Here is an 18,804-nt window from a genome sequence, read left to right as displayed (position 1 = left end):
GAGGATTCCAAGATGAATCTGAAGAACATGACGACCCGGATCAGCCGAAAGCACCTGATCGCCGTAGCCCTGATCATCGCCTTTGGCGGAGTAGCAGGAGGGTTCATTCTGCACAGCGGACAGGCAGCCAAGGCAGACGGCACCCACGCCAACGATGCTGCACATGATGACGCGGAACACCATAACAAGCCCGCGACGGAGATTCCACCGGACCGAGAGGAAGGCAAGGTCGAGCTCAGCGACGAGCAGATCAAGACCGCAGGAATTGAGATCGACAAAGCCGGCCCAGCCCGGATTCGATCATCTCTGCAACTCCCCGGGGAAATTCGCTTCAATGAGGATCGCACAGCGCACGTCGTTCCGCGTGTTGCCGGGGTCGTGCAGAGTGTGTCGGCCAATCTGGGACAGATCGTCAAGAAAGGGCAAGTGCTGGCCGTACTGGCAAGCCCGGCGCTTTCTGAACAACGTAGCGAGTTGATGGCGGCTCAGAAGCGGTTGAGCTTTGCCAGAACAGCCTATGAGCGGGAGCAGAAGCTGTGGGAGCAAAAAATCTCCGCCGAGCAGGACTACCTGCAGGCACAACAGGTGTTGCGTGAGGCCGAAATTGCCGTTGCCAACGTGCAGCAGAAGCTCACCGCCATCGGTGCCAGTGTGGATGCGGATGGCGGCCTCAACCGCTATGTGCTGCGTGCTCCCTTTGATGGAATGGTCGTTGAAAAGCACATAGCCCTGGGTGAGGCGGTCAAGGAGGACGGCCAAGTGTTCACGGTCTCCGATCTGACCACTGTCTGGGCGGAAATCAGTGTGCCGGCCAAGGATCTGGCCCGGGTCAGGGTTGGAGAAAAGGTCTCCATCAAGGCTTCGTCCTTCGACTCTACGGCGACCGGCACCGTGGCCTATGTGGGCGCGCTCATCGGTGAGCAAACCCGTACGGCACGGGCTCGGGTGCTCCTCTCGAATCCCCAGGGAAGCTGGCGTCCTGGCCTCTTCGTCAACGTGGAAGTGATCTCGAACGAAACCAAAGTGCCGGTCGCCGTGCTTTCGGAAGCGATCCAAAGCATGGACGGAAAGAGCGTTATGTTCGTCCGAGTCGATGATGGTTTTGTGACGCAGCCCGTCAAGATCGGGCGTAGCGATGGAGCACGCACCGAAATCCTGTCCGGACTCAAGACAGGCACCCCCTATGCCACTGCCGGCAGCTTCGTGCTCAAGGCGGAAATCGGCAAAGGCTCGGCTGAACACGAGCACTGAGGGAAAGGTGAACGATCATGTTTGAACGCATCATTCGCTTTTCCATTGAACAGCGCTGGCTCATCCTTCTGGCGGTTTTCGGGATGGCTGCGCTGGGGGTCTTCAGTTACCAGAAGCTTCCCATCGACGCCGTGCCCGACATCACCAATGTCCAGGTCCAGATCAATACCCTGGCCCCGGGCTACTCCCCGCTTGAAACGGAGCAGCGGGTGACCTACCCCATCGAAACGGTGATGGCCGGTCTGCCCAACCTGGTCCAGACACGCTCCTTGTCTCGCTACGGTCTGTCCCAGGTGACGGTGATCTTCAAGGATGGGACCGACATCTACTTCGCACGACAACTGGTGAACGAACGGATCCAAGGCGCGCGGGACAAGCTGCCCGCCGGCATATCGCCAGCCCTGGGGCCGATATCGACCGGGCTCGGCGAAATCTACCTATGGACGGTGGAAGCAAAGGAAGACGCCAGGAAACCGGATGGCAGCCCCTACACCCCCATCGACCTGCGGGAGATACAGGATTGGATCATCAAGCCACAACTGCGCAATGTGCCGGGCGTGACGGAAATCAATTCCATTGGCGGCTATGCCAAGGAATATCAGGTCGCTCCCTTGCCGGAACGCCTGGCGGCCTACGGCATGACGCTCCAAGAGATCGTCACCGCGCTGGAACGTAACAATGGCAATGTCGGGGCCGGCTACATCGAAAAACGAGGGGAGCAATACCTGGTTCGCGCGCCCGGGCAGGTGAAGACCGAAGAGGACATTCGCAACGTCATCATCGGCACCGCGCAGGGTCTCCCGATCCGCATCCGTGACGTGGCCGAGGTAGGCATTGGCCGGGAGCTTCGCACTGGGGCTGCCACCGATAATGGTCGTGAGGTGGTGCTCGGCACCGTCTTCATGCTGATCGGCCAGAATAGCCGCACAGTTTCCCAGGCCGTGGTCAAGAAAATGGAGGAGATCAACCGCAACCTGCCTGCCGGGGTGGAGGCAGTCACCGTCTATGACCGCACCACGCTGGTGGACAAGGCGATTGCCACGGTGAAAAAGAACCTCCTCGAAGGTGCCATTCTCGTTATCGCCATTCTGTTCCTGTTCCTGGGCAACATCCGGGCAGCGCTGATCACCGCCTGCATCATCCCGTTGGCGATGCTGTTTACCTTCTCGGGCATGGTGGCCAACAAGGTGAGCGCGAACCTGATGAGTCTCGGGGCACTCGATTTCGGCATCATCATCGACGGCGCCGTGGTGATCGTCGAGAACTGTGTCCGCCGGCTATCCCATGCGCGGGCATCCCTGGGCCGTCCCCTGAACCGGACGGAGCGCTTCCACGAGGTTTTCAAAGCCTCGCGCGAGTCGCGTCGAGCATTGCTTTTTGGGCAACTGATCATCATGGTGGTTTACCTGCCGATCTTTGCCCTGACCGGCGTCGAGGGCAAGATGTTCCATCCGATGGCCTTTACCGTCGTCATTGCACTCCTGGGCGCGATGATCCTGTCGGTGACCTTCATCCCAGCCGCGGTGGCTCTCTTCATCGGTGACAAGGTGTCCGAGAAGGAGAACCGCCTGATGCACTTGGCCAAGGAGGCCTACGCACCTGCACTCCAGTGGGCCATGAGCGCCAAGCCCGTCGTGCTCACGTTTGCCCTCGTGACAGTGATGCTCAGTGGTCTGATCGCCATGCGGATGGGCAGCGAGTTCATTCCGAATCTCAATGAAGGTGATTTCGCCATCCAGGCCCTGCGCATCCCGGGTACCAGCCTGACGCAGTCGGTAGCCATGCAGCGGCAGCTGGAGAGCCGACTGAAAGAGAAATTCCCAGAGGTCGAGCGTGTCTTTGCACGGACGGGGACGGCCGAAATCGCTTCGGACCCGATGCCGCCTAACATCTCGGATGGCTACATCATGCTCAAGCCCGAGAAGGACTGGCCCGAGCCCAGGCGAGCGCGTGACACCTTGCTGGAAGCCATTCAGGCCGAAGTGGCCACCTTGCCTGGAAACAATTATGAGTTCTCTCAACCCATCCAGCTTCGTTTTAACGAGTTGATCTCCGGTGTCCGAAGTGATGTGGCCATCAAGATCTTTGGCGACGACATGGACGTTCTGAATGGAACGGCCACGGAGATTGCCGCCATGCTGGAAAAAATCAATGGAGCCTCCGAAGTGAAGGTGGAGCAAACCACGGGCTTGCCAGTGTTGACCGTTCAAATCGACAGGGACAAGAGTTCCCGCTACGGGCTGAATGTCGGGGATGTGCAGGATGCTGTGGCGACTGCGGTCGGTGGTCGTGAAGCCGGGACCGTCTTCGAAGGCGATCGTCGTTTTGACATCCAGGTCCGGCTGCCCGACAACCTGAGGAGTGATCTGGAGGCGATCAGGCGGCTCCCGATTCCATTGCCACGCGGCGGTGCCGCAGGAGAGACCCGGGCGAATTTCATTCCACTGGCCGAGATCGCCACCCTGGACCTGGCCCCCGGCCCCAACCAGGTGAGCCGGGAAAACGGCAAACGACGAATCGTGGTGAGTGCCAATGTACGAGGTCGGGATATCGGTTCCTTCGTTGGGGAGGCCGAACGGGGTCTCTCACAAATCAAGGTACCCGCAGGATACTGGACAACGTGGGGAGGCACCTTTGAGAACCTGCAGTCCGCCACGGCACGCCTGCAAGTCGTCGTGCCCGTTGCGCTGCTTCTCGTTTTTGTGTTGCTCTTTGCGATGTTCGGCAACATAAAGGATGGCCTCCTGGTGTTTTCGGGCATCCCGTTCGCACTGACCGGAGGCATCATTGCCCTGTGGCTACGTGACATTCCCCTTTCCATCTCGGCGGCAGTGGGCTTCATTGCCTTGTGCGGCGTTGCGGTACTGAATGGCCTGGTGATGATTGCTTATATCCGCAGCCTGCGCGAGGAAGGCCAGGCGCTTGATCCCGCGATCCGCGAAGGGGCTTTGACCCGTCTGCGCCCCGTTCTCATGACGGCGCTGGTGGCATCCCTGGGTTTTGTGCCGATGGCGATCGCAACAGGGACGGGTGCGGAAGTTCAGCGCCCCCTGGCCACTGTCGTGATTGGTGGCATCCTCTCATCGACCATCCTTACTCTGCTTGTGCTGCCACTGCTATATCGCTTGGCACACGGCTCAGATGAAGACATTGAAGGCGAGGATTCACCTGGGACTAATTGATGTTTCCCTGAGCGCTCATCCACACAAGCCTGCCGGCAGCCCCATTCAACGGCGGCCGACAGGCTTGCGAGTCCGCTCATTCACCCATAGCCTTTTACGGGATTTGGCTTGTTTCCCCTGTGGTGGTTTTGTCATACCCTTGATGCTTCATGAACCGCCTTGACCAATACCTTGAAGCTGCCCAGCGGGAAAACACCCGACTGAGCTACGAGTCGGCCTTGCGACACTTCGAGGTCGAATGGGGAGGCTTCTTGCCGGCCACCACTGACTCAGTTGCCCGCTATCTGGCCGACTACGGCAGCAAGCTTGCGTCCAGCACGCTGCGCCAGCGTTTGGCAGCGCTGGCACGGTGGCATGCCGATCACGGTTTCGTTGATCCGACCAAAGCCCCCCTGATTCGCCAGGTTCTCAAGGGCATCCGTGCGCTCCATCCCAGTCAGGAGAAGCAGGCCAAACCCCTCGAACTTGACCGTCTGCAGCATATTGTCGATTGGCTTAACCGAGGGATTGCCCTTGCTCAAGAATCTGACGATCGACGGGCGCTCCTCCGGTATACCCGCGATCGGGCACTTGTCCTCGTTGGTTTCTGGCGGGGCTTTAGAGCGGACGAACTTTCCAGTCTGCGCATTGAATACATCGAGGTCGTCCCGGGCGAAGGCTTGACCTGCTATCTCCCGCGAAGCAAAGGAGACAGGGAATTTGCGGGACGGCGCTTCCAATGTCCGGCCTTGTCGAGACTCTGTCCCGTGACCGCATATTCGACATGGATCGCAACCGCGGGACTCGTCGAAGGTGAGGTTTTTCGGAAGATTGGGCGATGGGGAAGCCTCGCGCCGACGGGACTGCATCCGGGAAGCCTGATCCCGCTGCTGCGGGAGATCTTTGCTGCTGCGGGGATCGAGGAATCGGGAGACTACAGCAGTCACTCACTGCGCCGAGGCTTTGCAGGGTGGGCCCGGGCCAGCGGTTGGGACGTGAAGGACTTGATGGCCTATGTCGGCTGGAAGGACATCAAGTCGGCCATGCGTTACATCGATGCAGTGGATTCCGGGCTGCAGGCGCGATTCGAGAAGGGGTTGATCTTGCGGGAGGTGCCTGCTGAAGATAAAACCGCGCCGGCGGAGTCACGCCTTGCGTCCGAGACTGCCACTGTCCGCGTAAAACTCACGTTGATCCGTCTGAGCGAGTCAGCGCGCGGCATGAACCGGGCCCGCCAAGCCATTGAACAGCACTGTTTCGAACCCTTGAACATGCGCCGTATCAACGCGGACGGCTCCGAGTACGAACTGGCGATTCCCCTTGTATCCAGAGATGCGCTGGACGAAACGATCTATGAGTTGATCGACACGATGTATCAGCTTGCGGATGACAATCACTGCGGACTCGAAACACGCTTCCACGAACCTGCGACCAACACCACCTGGGATTGATTCACATGGATAACGATTTGGGCTCCTTCCTCGTTTTTCGGGAACTGACGGTTCGCGGCCCTTCTCCGGCCCTTGAGCGCTTGGGAGATGTGATCCAGGAGAACTTGCCCGCGCACTGGTTACGCGACAAGACCAAGGAGCAGGAAAATACCCGCATGTTCGGCGATAGATCGCTGCTTGTTTTCGAGAGGGATGGTTCTGGAGGGTTACCCGCTTCCGGGGTAGCCATGCTGACTGACGGCGAGAAGGCGGAGGTCGTCAATATCGTCCCGCTCGAAAAAAGTCAGTTGTCCGTCCAGGAGTACAACGCAGTTCTGGTTGAACTGACCACGAGCGCGATACAACCTGCTGCTGTGGCATTGGGGCTCAAATGCGAACTCACCGACGACTTGAAGCCTTTTACGGCATGGGTCAGCCCCGCGGCAGGGGACGCCTTGCGGCGCTTCAGCATTCTGGCCAACCATGGAACAGGCTCGGCCCACCCGCTGGACAGGGAGCGCTGGTTTGCTTTTCTTCTGCACTGCCATCAGGACCGATGTGAACTGGACACGGACATGCTGCAGCGATGGCTGATGGAGCAAGGCGGCTGGACCTTCGAGCGTGCAAGTGATCTGGCCATCGAATATGAGTTCGGACGAGGCCTGTTGAAATTTGCCGAGCAGAACGCATGAGCACCGACGATGAGGACGTTCGTCAGCCGTGGGTCCTCATTCTCGATACCTGTGTCCTACTCGATATCGTTCGATCGCCAGTCCGACGCGAATTCTCCCCAGAGAGTGCACGAGCACTCGTCGATGTCTCCAGCCGGGTACGTGCTCAAGCTCAGGAATTCCGTATCGTCATCCCTTCGCTAGTTCGCGAAGAGTTTGAACTGAACCTACCAAAGGTCCAGGATGACGCGGTTCAAGAGCTTTCCCGGACGCTGTCGAATCTCTCCCATGCACACCAGACACTGGACATTCTGTTAGCCCGAACGTCGAGCCCTTTGACTCATGACGCGGCCCAATGGATCGCGGATTGCGTAAGCTTTGCGCGAGACCTGATCAATGCCGCCCAAGAGCTCCCGACCTCCGACGAAGATGTCCGACGTGCGGGCATGCGCTCCTTGAAAGGCGTTGCGCCTGCGAAGCGGGGCAAATCCAGCTTGCCGGATTGTGTGATTACCGAATTCGCACTGCGTATCGCCCGGGAAAACCTCCAGAATGCCGGCGCGCCCTCAGTCCTTTTCATCAGTTCCAACGATACTGACTACTGTGACGGCCGACGCCTGATTGCATCGCTACAAAGTGAATTCGATGCAGCAGGACTGGATTTCTGCAGGAACTGGGCGGAGTCTCGCGGAAGCATCATACGCAGGTAGGTGAAGACCCATGCCGATCAATCCTCTAAGTGGGGTTCAAGATCTGCGAGGGGCTGAATCGCGCCTGCAATGTCGCAGCACGCCCTGGCCACCGACTGAAGCTCTTCTACCAGCGCAGCTGCCGCCTCCCACAAATCCTCCTTGTATGGCTCACTAAGCGGAGCACCGTTGATCACCGTGTGGGCCATACGGTGAAGGCGCAGGATGTCGTCTCGAATCCCATTGTTCTGTTTGAGGCGCCGCATGATCGGCTCTAGGTGTTCAACCTGCCTCAGCAACTCAGTTGTGTCATAGCCGTCTTGCAGATCGACCAGTTTGGCCGCGTTCACGTCGCCGTACGGCGTTGTTAAAAAGTTCGGAGGCGGTATTTTCATTTTGATTCAACCTTGGTTTTTGCCTGCCGCGCATATTGGACGGAGGCCGCAGCCTCTTTGAACGTGGTATCGCCAATCCAGGCTTCGGGCTTGCGATTGAGTTTGAGGCTGTAAACCCCGAAACGCTTCACGTGCGCCACCTGGTAGGGACTCAGGAAGGACACTTCCTCGTCCGAAATCTTCCATCCCTCCCGCTTCATGCGTTGAAGCGTCCGGATCATGTCGACAGTGTTATGGAGAATCAGGGCTGAAGCCACGAGATCGTTGTAGCGCAACCGCTTCTGCTGCTCGTCCGGCTCATTGACGGCGATGACGTCTCCACCGAATGAGACCCATTTTGCAAAGCCGTTATAGGACTCGACCTTGTTGGTGTTGGCCGTGATCTCCTGACGCATCTCCCGGTTGCCGATCCACTCCAACAGGAACATGGTCCGAACGACATTCCCCAACTCTTGAGCAGCGAAGAAAAGACGGTTCTTGCGACTGCTGGAGCCCAGCTTACGGAGCAGCGTGGCGGAAGAGATCCGGCCCGCGTAGATGGAAAGCGCAACCTGCATCAGGTCTTTCCAGTGGCGCTCGATCAACCCCCAGTTCACCACACCGGAGAACAGGCGGTTGATGTGTTCGTATTTCGCGGCCTTTTCAGGTCGGTAGAGCGTCAGATTCTTCCAGTTCCGGATTCTGGGCATCAGCTTGATGCCCAGAAGATGGGTAAAGGCGAAAACCGTCGAAGACTGCCCCTGAGTGTCGGAATGCACCGTATCGGATTCGACAGACAGGCCCGCCTTGAGCAACCCTTCGATGACGTAGATAGCCTCCCAGACACCGGGTGCAATGAAGTGCCGGAACACCGCAATGTAGTTGTTGGCAACGTGGCGGTAAGCAACGGCGCCCATCTTGCGATACCGAAAATGGTATCCGGCCAGCAGATTCTCGTCGAAAAAGTCGTATTGCGTACCGTCGGCGGCAACGGTCTTGCCGTCCCCCCAGATCTTGGGCAGATCCAGCCGAAGATAGACCTCGTTGAGTTCGCGCTGCGCGGCTTCGAGGCTCTCGATCGACAAGTGGCGGCGATTAACGAACGAGAGCATGTGCTGCGTGATGCCGTTGTTGCTGAGATGCCTCGCGGCCTGACTAGGACCCAGGTTGCAACCCATGGCAAAGATAGTCAGCAGATAGCGTTCGGCAGGCTGCTTGATCTTGGCCATGTTGCCGGAAAGCGGGCCGAAATGTCGGGTGAATCCCACCCATTGCTCGATGTTTCCCAGCACGTCAAGGATGTGCCGTGCGGGCATGCGTTCCGTCAACGCATTCTGCAGTGCCACCGCGGATTGCGGGATTTCGCGGGCAGTCGTCTTACGCAGCACCGGCTCTCCGAAGGCATTCAGAACCACGTCACCATGGCATTCGGGAAACCTCTCGTCCAACGTCAGCGCTGTCTTGCTGAGTGCGTCGCGTAGTCCCTTCACAAAGTCGTCGGCCTTGAGCGGAAGTCCGATTTTCTCGCAGTAGGCGGGAAGGAGTGCCTGGCATTCTTCCCAAGGTATCAACTGATCACGGTAATCCGCGAACTCCTCGGAGCCGGCGATGCTGAGATCCCCCGCACGCAAATCCTCTGCCAGGTGTGAGAACACGCAGATTTCCAGGTGACGACGGCTGATTCCAGCATGGACACCGGTCGTATCACCGGTGCGCAGAAGCTTGCGCCAGCGCTCCGCAGCGAACGAGAGGTTAACACTGTCCCCGATCCAGTCAATGCGATGCTTGTCCTGATACAGCTTGATGACTTCAAGCGCGTCGATCAATGTTCGATCTTGGCTGCTCGGACGAATATCGAGAAGATGTGCGAGCCTGAAGAGCAACGAGCGATGAGGCCGGAAGTGCTTCCAGATCAGCGGCAGATAATTATTGCCGCTACTGGCCTGTATCTGAGCACAGCGCTCTCGAATCTGTTCGACGCCTCCCGCAGGCTCAAGATACTCTCGAATTTGGGCGCCGGCAGCGGCATTGTCTGGCTCGTCCGCCAGAATCGACAACACACCGTCCAATGTTCCGACAAGGCGCTCAACCTGGCCTCGCTGGTCGATCTGTATCCTTTCCAACTCTTCCTTCGCGCGTTTGTGGATGGTGGCCACGCGGCGAAGGAACATTTCAGCCAGCTGATCCCGGGCGCGAACCTGCATGCGGTGGATCAGAGCAACCATCAGCGTGTAACGCTTGGCTTCGCCACACTCCTTCAGTTCCGATACATCGTAGACCATCGCCTGTCCGGCAAAATAACGCACCTTGGTGTCCGGGATTCCCTCGAAGACCCTCTCCAACCCAGGGATCGACTCCAGCCACTCCAGGTGATCAACCAGTGTTTCCAAGTGCTTGCGGGTCGGGCGTTTCGCTGATTTCTTGAGCCGGTTGTATTCACTTTGGCGCTGCTCGAACTTGTCCGTCTGCAGGAGCGCTTTTAGGTTTTCACGGTGCGCGTCGCCGATGCGCCCAGAAACCGATTCGAAAATCCGCGTCTGCACCGCGACATGGGCTCTCTCAGCCAGATTCTCCAGCGTCGAGAAAGCTGGGAGTTCGTAGCGCACCATGATCAACCCCTCGATCATGGCATTGATGATGTCGGATCGTTGATCTAGCAGCTCAGCAGCTTCGAGAGCAAGGCGTTCGGTCCTGGCAACAGCATCCGCGCCGTAAAACGACTGAACACGCAGGTACTCCAGCACCTTTGCCTTATGGCGCAACAGAGTGACACCGGATACATGTTGAGCACGGATTGACTTGCCGAGCCCTAAAGCTTCACGGATATGATCGATGACTTCGGGAGGAGCTGCGTCGACAGAGGAAGGAAAGTACCACAGGTGCTGAAAGCACTTCAGCAGCACCCCCAACCCGAGTCTCGTTGAAGCCGATCGCGCTTGGCTTTTCAACCATTCAAGGTCTTCGGCCTCAACCGTAAAAAACTGCTTCAGATCCTCTGTCGAATAAAAGCTGAGGAACTGGGGATACGCCGTGCTCTCCAGTGAAGCCATCAATGTCTCCGCAAGGCAGATTTGATCGGCACGAGTCTAACGGCTTGGGAAGGAAGGCGCGGGAATTTTGCGGAAGTGAAAATTGCACTCTTTTAAATCATAGAGTTACGAGGGATGTGTACAGATTTTCCCTTCATCCCGGTCATACCCCTTCATCACCCGCAAGGGCGCCATCTCAGCCCAGACTGGTGAATTGGGAATCATCCCCGGCAGCATGGGGACGAGGTCCTACATCGTCCGTGGGCTGGGCAATGCCGAGTCGTTCTGCTCCTGCTCCCACGGGGCGGGACGGCGGATGAGCCGCAGCGCCGCCAAGCGCCGGTTCAGCCGCTTCGACCTCGAGGCGCAGACCGCCGGTATCGAGTGCCGCAAGGATGGCGGCGTGGTCGATGAGATTCCGGCCGCGTACAAGGATATCGATCAGGTGATGGACAACCAGCGTGATCTGGTGGAAGTCGTCCATAGTCTGAAACAGATCCTTTGCGTGAAGGGGTAAATGATGGCGACCAAGAAGACTCTCCTCGTCCTGCCCCGGACCAAGCCGCGCAATCCCTTGCTGGTGCCCGGCCTGACGCGCCGCGCTGGCCCGCACGGCAAGACTCGCAAAGCCGTTCGCCAACAGATGCGGCAACGTACCCAGCAAGCCATCGCAGCCCTGTTGAACGGCGACAAAACGGAATTCGAAATCGACTGACCCCGCCCGCTCCACCGCGGAGCGGGCTCATTTTTCAAGGAGAAAACCATGAAACCACCGATTGCCCGAACTTTTGCGCATGCAAGCACGAACGCTGACCCATTCATGGAAACCCGACATGGAACACCACACTATCGACGAAATCCTCGCTTGCCTTCGCGGTGAGCGCACCGTCTATCCGTACTACCGCGATCGCTACAGCATCGGGCTGCTGCGCCAGTTGAGCCGTCACAGTCGGCGAGGCGAGCCGCTCAGCGTCGCATCCCTCAAGAGGTCCCCGTATGCGTCGCTCCTGCAGAAGCCGCGGATCAAATCCGCTCTGGCCAAACTCGGCCACGACCGGATCGACGATCTGTTCCTCGCTGCACACGACCATGACCCGGACCAGGAGTATTTCGTCCTGACCCTCGACACGTGGGGAAATGAGCAACGCGCCGGAAGGCAGCGCCGGCAGACCTCGCGGCCTGGTCTGAATCTCGTCCTGCAACTCAATTTCAGCAGCGATCACGATCGTCGCTACCAGAGACTGGGCTGCCGGAGTTCATTGTTCAACTACAACGGCCATCCTGTTTCGGGTAGCCGCAACACGCTGGCGTGGGCGCGCATTGATCTTGATTGGAACAGCAATTGCGCGCTGATCGAAGAAATCCAGTCAGACTGGATACGCAGCGTCGCCTGGCTGGCGCGACGGGTCGAAAGAAAACTGCTGTCCGGTTGTCCGGCGACCGACGTCATCCTGTATCGCGGCCTACGTTTGCCTCTGGCTGTTGCGCAGACTTATTGCGCCTACATCCAGGAACGCTACGCTGCGATCTGGGCCGAGGCCATATTGTGGGCGAGCGTCCAGTTCATTCGGGAAGAGCTTGGCTTGAGTCAGGTCTTCTACCACAGCGAACAGGGCGGCCGGCTGCTGAAGGGCATTCGCGGGTCGGCGCCGCCACGCTCGCTCTACACCGACCTGCCCCGGCGTTTCTGCTTTGCGTCCACGCGCGATGTGCCGGACTTCCTCGCTGAAGACAGGGAAGTCCGGCAGCTTCTGCGGCAGTACCCAGAAATCGAGTTCTTTTGCTTGCGCCCTGACAGCGCTGAGTCGGTCAGTAGCCTGCGATTGACTTGGCCGGTGTCCTGACAATTACGCGTTTTGTTTCTTGAGCTGGCCGATTTCGGCCAGCGCTTCGGCCAGCAGGGTTTCTGCACGTTGGGCGCGTGCGGTTTCTGCGAGGCGGACTTCGTCGATGACACGTGCCCTGGTCTCGGCAGCGGCCACCGCGGACTCCTTGCCGTGCGCGGCTTCGGTTGCAACCTTGAGCTGCGCTTGCAGGCGTTCGATTCGCCCTTCAGCGGCGGCGAGTGATGTTTCGATCTGGCGCGTCTTGGACAAGGCTTCGCGCAGCGCCGCCTTGGCTTCCTCGGTCTGCTCACGCAGCTTGCTTTCGCGCTCTTCGCGGTTGGCCAGTTGCTGACGCATGGCCGTGATGTCGCCGAGCTTTTCCTGACGGACCTGATCGATCTGCTTGACCAGCAGTTCGCGCTCGAGTGCGCTGCGATCCTGTTCATCCTTCAAGGACGTGCTGTAACGATCACGATCGGTCTGCAGCATCTTGGTCAGCCGCTCGGACTCCGCGGCAAACTTCTGCTCCCGGACTTCTGCCGCATCCTCAAGCTGCTTGATCCGGCCATCCTGCACATCCTTCTGGCGCTGGGACTCCTGCACCTGCTGCCGCAGTTCCGCGATCGTTGCATCGCGGACGCGTTGCGCCTCGTTCAGCGCTTCGAGTTGTGCGGCTGCCTGCACCGCGGCGGCATCCTGTTGTTCGATCCGCTGCTCAGCGGCCTGCAGACGTACACGGTAAGCGTCTTGCTCCTGCTCCAGCGCCTGGCGCTGGGCGGCAAAGAGTTGTTCCGCGTGATTGAGCGCCAGAGACCAGATCCGGGACATGAAGCCATCCGCCGACGAAACCAGTTCATCCGGCATGCCTGGGACGCTGCGCTTCCGGAAGAAGGTCGCGCCCGTTTCACGACGCCACTGGTCTATATAACGCTGAACAACCTCGCTGGACCCCTTGTTGCCAAGCTCCGCATAGACGAGATTGAAAGACGGATTTTCACCTTGAGCCAGCAATTGAAAACAAATTTGCTCGACGGCTTCGAAGTTGACGCTGCTGCTGCGTGCCATGGACTGTTCCCCTCCGCACAAACACGACTGAATATAGAAATGGTCTGAAAGATAACATACGTTTAAATCCGGTTACCGTTATATTTATAACGGTATGAGTGTGCGAAATTAAAGTCCCACCTGGTACGCAATCCACTGTGACTGTTCGCCATCGTACGCTGTCGTGTCTTTGGTCATACCTTGCCGCGGCGCGGGATGAGGCTGGCAGCCATATTGCGAGGTCATAGAAGGCTTGGCTCGCCTCTTGCATGCGCGTTGGGTAAATCCTCATCCCGGTATGCCATGAATCAGACCACGCCTGCGCCCTCCCTCTGCTCCCGGCATCGACTTCCCGACAACGCCGACGGAACTTCGGCCCACATCTTTCGGCTGGAGCCGTATCACTTCACGCGAAATCTCCCTCCGGACATTCGTGACAAACTGAAGGATATCTTTGCCAACTGGTCCGATGACGCTTATACGGAAGCCCGTGTTCAGGAGATCATCGATCAGGCGCCGGACTCCCTCGGAATCCGGATCGTGGCCTATCGCTTTTATTTCTATCGCCGTCGCTCGGGCGATGCAGCACGATGGGCATTGGCCTGTCTCGATTGGCTGTCGGCGCGCCTGGAATTACCTGCCGATTGGCGTCATGTCACTCCGGACATGGCGGATTTCACTGAATGGCATGCGTTTCCACGCCTGTGGCTACAGTCCTTGACCGCTTACGCCTATAACCTCGCGCGCCTGCAGCGCATGGATGAATCCCTGGCTGCCCTGGCTAAGGTCGAGGAACTGGATCCCAGCGGCCGCCTCGGCGCTGCCAGCCTGCGCGAAGTCTTCATCGCCCCCGATCCCAGCGCAGGTATGGTTTTTCCAAAGCCCTTCGAGGCGTGATCATCCGCAACGCCGGGGCAAGCCCGGCAGCACCACAACGCTGAACCGGGCGCCAGGCTGATAGCACAGGCACGAATGATCCGGGGCTTAGCGGAAATCCTTGTGGTTCAGCTTGTACTTGCTCAGGCGCAACCCCAGGATACGGCGGGTCAGACCTAGTTGGGTGGCGGCTTCCGTCGTATTGCCATGACTCGCTTTCAACGCGTCGACGATCATTTCGTACTCGATCGCATTGAGCTTGGCATCCAGGGAGCCGAGCATCGAGGACTCGGAAACCACCGGCGTCTGCAGCGACGGGGGCAAGTTATAGCCATGAATCACGCCGTCCTCGGCGAGGATGATCGCCCTCTCGACGACGTTTTCCAGTTCGCGCACGTTGCCTGGCCAGTGGTAACTCAGCAACATGTTGATCGCCGGCGTTGAAATGCGCTGGATGTCGACGCCCATTTCACGGGAGAACTTCGATACGAAATGGTCGGCCAGGGCGACCACGTCGTTGCCCCGTTCGCGCAGGGGCGGAATGGTGATCGGGAAGACATTGAGCCGGTAATACAGATCCTCGCGGAACGTACCCTTCGTGACCATATCCACGAGATCCCGGTTGGTGGCCGCCAGGATCCGGATGTCCACGCTGATCGGCATATTTCCGCCGACCCGTTCAAAGGTCTTCTCCTGAAGAACTCGCAGCAGCTTGGCCTGCATCGGCAAGGACAGTTCGCCGACTTCGTCCAGGAAGATCGTGCCGCCGTCGGCCTCCTCGAAGCGCCCTTTGCGCTGGTTCGCCGCGCCGGTGAACGAGCCTTTCTCGTGGCCGAACAGTTCGCTTTCGATGACACTTTCCGGCAGCGCCGCGCAATTGAATTTGATGAAGGGGCCGGATGAGTTCGGGCTGTTGTAATGGATTGCGCTGGCCACCAACTCCTTGCCAACGCCACTTTCCCCGAGGATCAGGACCGTCGTCTTGGAGCGCGTGATACGCTCGATCATCCGGTAGACCTCTTCCATCGGCTTGGAATTGCCAATGATGTTGGCCGGCTTGAATTTCTCCTTGAGGGCGGTGCGGAGCCGTTGGTTCTCGTCCTCGAGCGCCACCTTCTTGACGTTCTCGAGCAGGTACAGCTCCACGGCCTGGGCCGTGGTGGCAGCCAGGATGGACAGGACTTCCACGTCAAGCTTCAACAGCCGGCGGTTATCGTAGATCCTCTCCGCGCTGATTGTGCCCATGACCTTCCTGCCACGCAGGATCGGCACGCAGAGGAAAGACAGGCGAGTGTCGCCGATGTTGCTGCGGCTGCCGGTACGGTTCAGGAAATTCGGTTCGTCGCTGATCTTCGGGACCACGATGGGCTGGCCGGTCTCCACCACCCGGCCGGTGATCCCCTCCCCGAGGCGATAAATCCCCCTCGCCTCCTCCTCCTCCGTCAGGCCGAAGCTCTCGTGGATGAAGATCTTGCCCGAGTCCGTGTCGTAGAGGCTCACCATGCCGCGGATCACCTTCATGTGGCGCTTCATCAACTGCAGCAGGATGTTGAGGATCTGCGAGAGATTGCCCGTTTCGGTGACGATCCGGCTGATCTCGTACAACAGCGGCAGCAAGTCGGTACGGCATTCCCCGAGGTTGCATTCACACAGATGGGGCAGTACGTCCCGTTCCGCAAAGTCCGGGATGCCAGGCGACTGCTTTGCCGTGCCGCTGGCCGGCTTCACTTCGGCCCCACGGCCGAATTCCTCGTCGACCACACGATCACTCATTTCCATGCTCCTTCACCGTCCGCTCGTGAGCAGGACGAAAACGCCACCGCAGCATTCGGTGCTCCGGCATTACGGGCCGTCGGGCTGCACCAAAATATATACAAGTATATAGCGATGGCCGTTCATCATTCATAGATAACCATTATTCCAGAATGGCTTTCAGTCGATGGGGACAGGCACGATTCGGACCGGCTCGTTCAGGGCTGCCATCAATTCGCGCCGCACCCCACCCAGGGTTTGGCCGGCCAGTGTGCAACTGACACAGGCGCCGGACAGGCGGACGCGGACGAACAAGCCGTCCACCGCAATCAGTTCGATGTCGCCGCCGTCCTTCTGCAGGCGGGGACGAACGTTCTGGATGGTCTCGGCAATCAGTTTCAGGCGCGCTTCGTCGCTGGCAGCAGTAGAAGGTGCATCTGTGGAAAATTCAGTAGTCATGGCAGTGGTGCCCGGAATGTGGTGCCTTCCGTGGCAGCAAGCCGCGTGCCGGAAACTGATCGGCGTGTCCATGGACCACGGCGCTACGGCCTGAGCGTAAGTCGTTCCCCTGGCTGCCGGGGATATCCAATCAGGACAGGGATAAGAAAGCGTACCGCGGCGTACGCGATGATGTTGCGTTGCACAAAAAAGAACGGTCACCCCCGCCGCGAGTGGAGCGCCAAACGGCGTCGAAACGTCCCTTTCCGTTCATCCAGCCCGGAACGTACTTTCTGGAACCCACTGCCACGCCTCCCCAACCTGATCCCGTTTCGCGTCGTATCCGGCGTGCCGCAAGGCCTGAGGGCCTGTGGCAACCGCAATCCTGGGCCGGTCGTCGCAACGTGAGGCCGGACCCGCTGCACCCTTTGGCATAGCGCTTGCCATTTCCTCCCCATACGGCAGCCGCACTGTGCTGGCTGCCGAGCCCAGCGGGAGCCCCACCATGACCAGTCTCATTCTCGGATCCGCCTTCATCTCGCGCCTGTGTTCGGCGCTGTCTTCACGGTCCGCGCCCCTCCTCCCTGCCCGTGCCGTGGTTGCCGACGGGGCCACGGTGGGTGGACTGTGCCTGGAGCGTGTCACCGTCCAGCGTGGGCAGCGGCAAGTCCTCACCGACGTTTCCATGCCGATCCTGGAAGGTGGTGTGACCGCCATTGTCGGTCCGTCCGGCGCCGGCAAGACGACCCTGCTCGGCGTGCTCAACGGCCTCATCCGGCCGGCGGCCGGGCAGCTCACGCTGAACGGAATGGGTTGCCTGTCGTCGCCGGAAACCCTGCAGATCCACAGACGGCGGACTGCCACGGTGTTCCAGGAACACGCCCTGATCGACCGCCTCAGCGCGCTGAACAACGTATTGCTCGGCCTGGCCGATCGCCGTCATCCCCTCAGCCCCCTGCCCTGGCCTGCCGAGCTTCAGGAACAGGCTGCAGCCGCACTAAGGGAGGTCGGCCTGCTGCGCCACGCCCATGCACGCGTGGCAAATCTCAGCGGCGGCGAACGCCAGCGAATCGGCATTGCGCGTGCAATGGTGCGGCAGCCGCGCCTGCTGCTCGGCGACGAACCCTTTTCGGCACTGGACTCCGGGCTCGCGGCGTCGCTCGGCAATCTGCTCAAGGGGTATGCGCAGGCATCGGGCGTCACCGTCGTGCTCGTCCTGCACCAACTGGACATGGCCCGCCGCCTGGCCGATCGCATCGTCGGATTGCGGGATGGCCGGATCTGCTTCGACGGTCCAGCAACGGACTTCGATCTCGCGGTACAGCAACAGCTCTTTACATCCACGCCTTCCCTCTCTGGAGAACCGAAATGATCAAGCTCATTCACGGGGCACGTCTTCTGTGCGCCCTCATCCTCCTGTGCATCGGCATTTCCGCCGGTGCTGCCGATACCGCCGCGCGCCCCGACAAACTGGTGCTCGGCCTGCTGCCGGGGGAATCCGCGCCCACGGTGATGCGCCTGAACGAAGCCCTGCGGGCCCATCTTGAAAAGCGCCTGGGCCTACCCGTGGAGCTGATGGTCGGTGCGAGCTACGCCGCTACCGGCGAAGCCCTGCGTTTCGGGCGCATCGACATCGCCTATCTCGGGCCAGTCACCTACATCCTGCAAAGCCGGCGGGCCAGGCTGGAGCCGTTCGCCCGACCGTCCCATCCGCAGGTCGGCCCGTCCTTCCAGGCTGTGATCATCGTCCCGCAGGACAGCCCCGCGCATGCGCTCGCCGACCTCAAGGGCAAGGACGTCGCCTTCGGCGACCCGGCCTCGACCTCAGGCACCTGGGTGCCGCGCTACCAGTTGCTCGATGCCGGCCTGGTAGCCGGCCGCGATTACACGCTGCGCGTCCTTGGCGCCCACGATGCGGTCGCGCTGGCGGTGGCCAACAAACAGGTTGCCGCCGGTGGCCTGTCCCTGCCGATCTACCAGCGTCTGCTGAAGGAAGGGCGCATCGATGCGTCGCGCGTGCGCATCCTGGCCGAGTCCCCGGCTATCCCGGAATACATGTGGACCTTCCGCGAAGGACTCCCCCCGGCGCTGAAGGACGAGATCCGCCAGGCCTTCCTCGACATGCGGGATAGCGCGGCCCTGGCAGTGTTCCGTGCCGAGGCCTTCGTGCCGGCCGCCGACGGTGATGTGGACAAGGTCCGCGGCTGGATCGAGGCGATCCGGAAGAGCTCCCCCGACGCCGTTCCGTCCCCCCGCTGACATC

General features: G+C 59.7%; 16 protein-coding genes. 11 read left to right on the top strand and 5 right to left on the bottom strand.

Features of this window, described 5'->3' with window-relative positions; all coding sequences use genetic code 11:
* Nucleotides 1–12: 12 nt before the first annotated feature.
* From AC1PQG_RS11450 to AC1PQG_RS11430, 5 genes are all read left to right on the top strand, one after another.
* Nucleotides 13–1,251 (top strand): efflux RND transporter periplasmic adaptor subunit, encoded by a 1,239-nt coding sequence (locus tag AC1PQG_RS11450; protein WP_374486415.1) that lies wholly within the window; start codon nucleotides 13–15, stop codon nucleotides 1,249–1,251.
* A 17-nt stretch (nucleotides 1,252–1,268) separates the two neighbouring features.
* A complete protein-coding gene (locus tag AC1PQG_RS11445) occupies nucleotides 1,269–4,433 on the top strand; it encodes a CusA/CzcA family heavy metal efflux RND transporter (RefSeq protein WP_374486416.1) in 3,165 nt (1,054 codons plus the stop codon).
* Nucleotides 4,434–4,582: 149 nt separating this feature from the next.
* On the top strand, nucleotides 4,583–5,863 hold the full coding sequence (locus AC1PQG_RS11440) for a site-specific integrase (protein ID WP_481122689.1): 1,281 nt from the start codon (nucleotides 4,583–4,585) through the stop codon (nucleotides 5,861–5,863).
* Between the two features lie 5 nt (nucleotides 5,864–5,868).
* The gene (locus tag AC1PQG_RS11435) at nucleotides 5,869–6,534 is read left to right on the top strand and encodes a hypothetical protein (RefSeq protein ID WP_481122688.1); all 666 of its coding nucleotides are present in this window, start codon (nucleotides 5,869–5,871) and stop codon (nucleotides 6,532–6,534) included.
* Entirely contained in the window at nucleotides 6,531–7,223 is a 693-nt protein-coding gene (locus tag AC1PQG_RS11430; protein WP_481122687.1) for a PIN domain-containing protein, read from the top strand. Before AC1PQG_RS11435 ends, AC1PQG_RS11430 begins: the two co-directional genes overlap by 4 nt.
* Nucleotides 7,224–7,240: 17 nt before the next feature.
* On the opposite strand, the gene tnpC is transcribed toward AC1PQG_RS11430, so the two are convergent.
* The gene (gene tnpC, locus AC1PQG_RS11425; protein ID WP_481122686.1) at nucleotides 7,241–7,597 is read right to left on the bottom strand and encodes a Tn3 family transposase post-transcriptional regulator TnpC; all 357 of its coding nucleotides are present in this window, start codon (nucleotides 7,595–7,597) and stop codon (nucleotides 7,241–7,243) included.
* Complete coding sequence (locus AC1PQG_RS11420; protein WP_481122685.1) at nucleotides 7,594–10,626, bottom strand: Tn3 family transposase; 3,033 nt, start codon at nucleotides 10,624–10,626, stop codon at nucleotides 7,594–7,596. Before AC1PQG_RS11420 ends, tnpC begins: the two co-directional genes overlap by 4 nt.
* A 124-nt stretch (nucleotides 10,627–10,750) precedes the next feature.
* Here AC1PQG_RS11420 and AC1PQG_RS11415 point away from each other — a divergent pair, with 124 nt between their 5' ends.
* The 3 genes from AC1PQG_RS11415 to AC1PQG_RS11405 all read left to right on the top strand — a co-directional run bounded on the left by AC1PQG_RS11415 (nucleotide 10,751) and on the right by AC1PQG_RS11405 (nucleotide 12,449).
* A complete protein-coding gene (locus AC1PQG_RS11415) occupies nucleotides 10,751–11,122 on the top strand; it encodes an RtcB family protein (RefSeq protein WP_481122996.1) in 372 nt (123 codons plus the stop codon).
* Complete coding sequence (locus AC1PQG_RS11410) at nucleotides 11,123–11,320, top strand: hypothetical protein (RefSeq protein WP_481122684.1); 198 nt, start codon at nucleotides 11,123–11,125, stop codon at nucleotides 11,318–11,320.
* A 118-nt stretch (nucleotides 11,321–11,438) separates the two neighbouring features.
* Nucleotides 11,439–12,449 carry a hypothetical protein gene (locus AC1PQG_RS11405; RefSeq protein WP_481122683.1) on the top strand — a complete coding sequence of 337 codons (1,011 nt, stop codon included), beginning with the start codon at nucleotides 11,439–11,441 and terminating at the stop codon, nucleotides 12,447–12,449.
* A 3-nt stretch (nucleotides 12,450–12,452) separates the two neighbouring features.
* Here AC1PQG_RS11405 and AC1PQG_RS11400 read toward each other — a convergent pair whose 3' ends face one another.
* Nucleotides 12,453–13,496, bottom strand: a complete 1,044-nt coding sequence (locus AC1PQG_RS11400) for a DNA-binding protein (RefSeq protein WP_481122682.1) — start codon at nucleotides 13,494–13,496, stop codon at nucleotides 12,453–12,455.
* Between the two features lie 282 nt (nucleotides 13,497–13,778).
* Here AC1PQG_RS11400 and AC1PQG_RS11395 point away from each other — a divergent pair, with 282 nt between their 5' ends.
* Nucleotides 13,779–14,372, top strand: coding sequence for a hypothetical protein (locus AC1PQG_RS11395; RefSeq protein ID WP_481122681.1), 594 nt, complete (start codon nucleotides 13,779–13,781; stop codon nucleotides 14,370–14,372).
* 87 nt (nucleotides 14,373–14,459) lie between these two features.
* Here AC1PQG_RS11395 and AC1PQG_RS11390 read toward each other — a convergent pair whose 3' ends face one another.
* Together AC1PQG_RS11390 and AC1PQG_RS11385 are read right to left on the bottom strand one after the other, a co-directional pair.
* A complete protein-coding gene (locus AC1PQG_RS11390; RefSeq protein WP_481122680.1) occupies nucleotides 14,460–16,124 on the bottom strand; it encodes a sigma 54-interacting transcriptional regulator in 1,665 nt (554 codons plus the stop codon).
* 159 nt (nucleotides 16,125–16,283) lie between these two features.
* Nucleotides 16,284–16,562, bottom strand: coding sequence for a NifU family protein (locus tag AC1PQG_RS11385; protein ID WP_481122679.1), 279 nt, complete (start codon nucleotides 16,560–16,562; stop codon nucleotides 16,284–16,286).
* A 484-nt stretch (nucleotides 16,563–17,046) separates the two neighbouring features.
* Here AC1PQG_RS11385 and AC1PQG_RS11380 point away from each other — a divergent pair, with 484 nt between their 5' ends.
* Together AC1PQG_RS11380 and phnD are read left to right on the top strand one after the other, a co-directional pair.
* Nucleotides 17,047–17,913 carry a phosphonate ABC transporter ATP-binding protein gene (locus AC1PQG_RS11380; RefSeq protein ID WP_481122678.1) on the top strand — a complete coding sequence of 289 codons (867 nt, stop codon included), beginning with the start codon at nucleotides 17,047–17,049 and terminating at the stop codon, nucleotides 17,911–17,913.
* Nucleotides 17,910–18,800, top strand: a complete 891-nt coding sequence (gene phnD / locus AC1PQG_RS11375) for a phosphate/phosphite/phosphonate ABC transporter substrate-binding protein (protein ID WP_481122677.1) — start codon at nucleotides 17,910–17,912, stop codon at nucleotides 18,798–18,800. Before AC1PQG_RS11380 ends, phnD begins: the two co-directional genes overlap by 4 nt.
* Nucleotides 18,801–18,804: the final 4 nt, after the last annotated feature.

The organism is Zoogloea sp. GDB6 (assembly GCF_056724105.1).
This window is presented reverse-complemented; position numbering and strand designations above follow the sequence as displayed.

Excerpts from the sequence above, each read along its gene's own strand:
- AC1PQG_RS11450 (WP_374486415.1), top strand. The coding sequence starts at position 13 with ATGAATCTGAAGAACATGACGACCCGGATCAGCCGAAAGCACCTGATC.
- AC1PQG_RS11445 (WP_374486416.1), top strand. The coding sequence starts at position 1,269 with ATGTTTGAACGCATCATTCGCTTTTCCATTGAACAGCGCTGGCTCATC.
- AC1PQG_RS11440 (WP_481122689.1), top strand. The coding sequence starts at position 4,583 with ATGAACCGCCTTGACCAATACCTTGAAGCTGCCCAGCGGGAAAACACC.
- AC1PQG_RS11435 (WP_481122688.1), top strand. The coding sequence starts at position 5,869 with ATGGATAACGATTTGGGCTCCTTCCTCGTTTTTCGGGAACTGACGGTT.
- AC1PQG_RS11430 (WP_481122687.1), top strand. The coding sequence starts at position 6,531 with ATGAGCACCGACGATGAGGACGTTCGTCAGCCGTGGGTCCTCATTCTC.
- tnpC (WP_481122686.1), bottom strand. The coding sequence starts at position 7,597 with ATGAAAATACCGCCTCCGAACTTTTTAACAACGCCGTACGGCGACGTG.
- AC1PQG_RS11420 (WP_481122685.1), bottom strand. The coding sequence starts at position 10,626 with ATGGCTTCACTGGAGAGCACGGCGTATCCCCAGTTCCTCAGCTTTTAT.
- AC1PQG_RS11410 (WP_481122684.1), top strand. The coding sequence starts at position 11,123 with ATGATGGCGACCAAGAAGACTCTCCTCGTCCTGCCCCGGACCAAGCCG.
- AC1PQG_RS11405 (WP_481122683.1), top strand. The coding sequence starts at position 11,439 with ATGGAACACCACACTATCGACGAAATCCTCGCTTGCCTTCGCGGTGAG.
- AC1PQG_RS11400 (WP_481122682.1), bottom strand. The coding sequence starts at position 13,496 with ATGGCACGCAGCAGCAGCGTCAACTTCGAAGCCGTCGAGCAAATTTGT.
- AC1PQG_RS11395 (WP_481122681.1), top strand. The coding sequence starts at position 13,779 with ATGAATCAGACCACGCCTGCGCCCTCCCTCTGCTCCCGGCATCGACTT.
- AC1PQG_RS11390 (WP_481122680.1), bottom strand. The coding sequence starts at position 16,124 with ATGAGTGATCGTGTGGTCGACGAGGAATTCGGCCGTGGGGCCGAAGTG.
- AC1PQG_RS11385 (WP_481122679.1), bottom strand. The coding sequence starts at position 16,562 with ATGACTACTGAATTTTCCACAGATGCACCTTCTACTGCTGCCAGCGAC.
- AC1PQG_RS11380 (WP_481122678.1), top strand. The coding sequence starts at position 17,047 with ATGACCAGTCTCATTCTCGGATCCGCCTTCATCTCGCGCCTGTGTTCG.
- phnD (WP_481122677.1), top strand. The coding sequence starts at position 17,910 with ATGATCAAGCTCATTCACGGGGCACGTCTTCTGTGCGCCCTCATCCTC.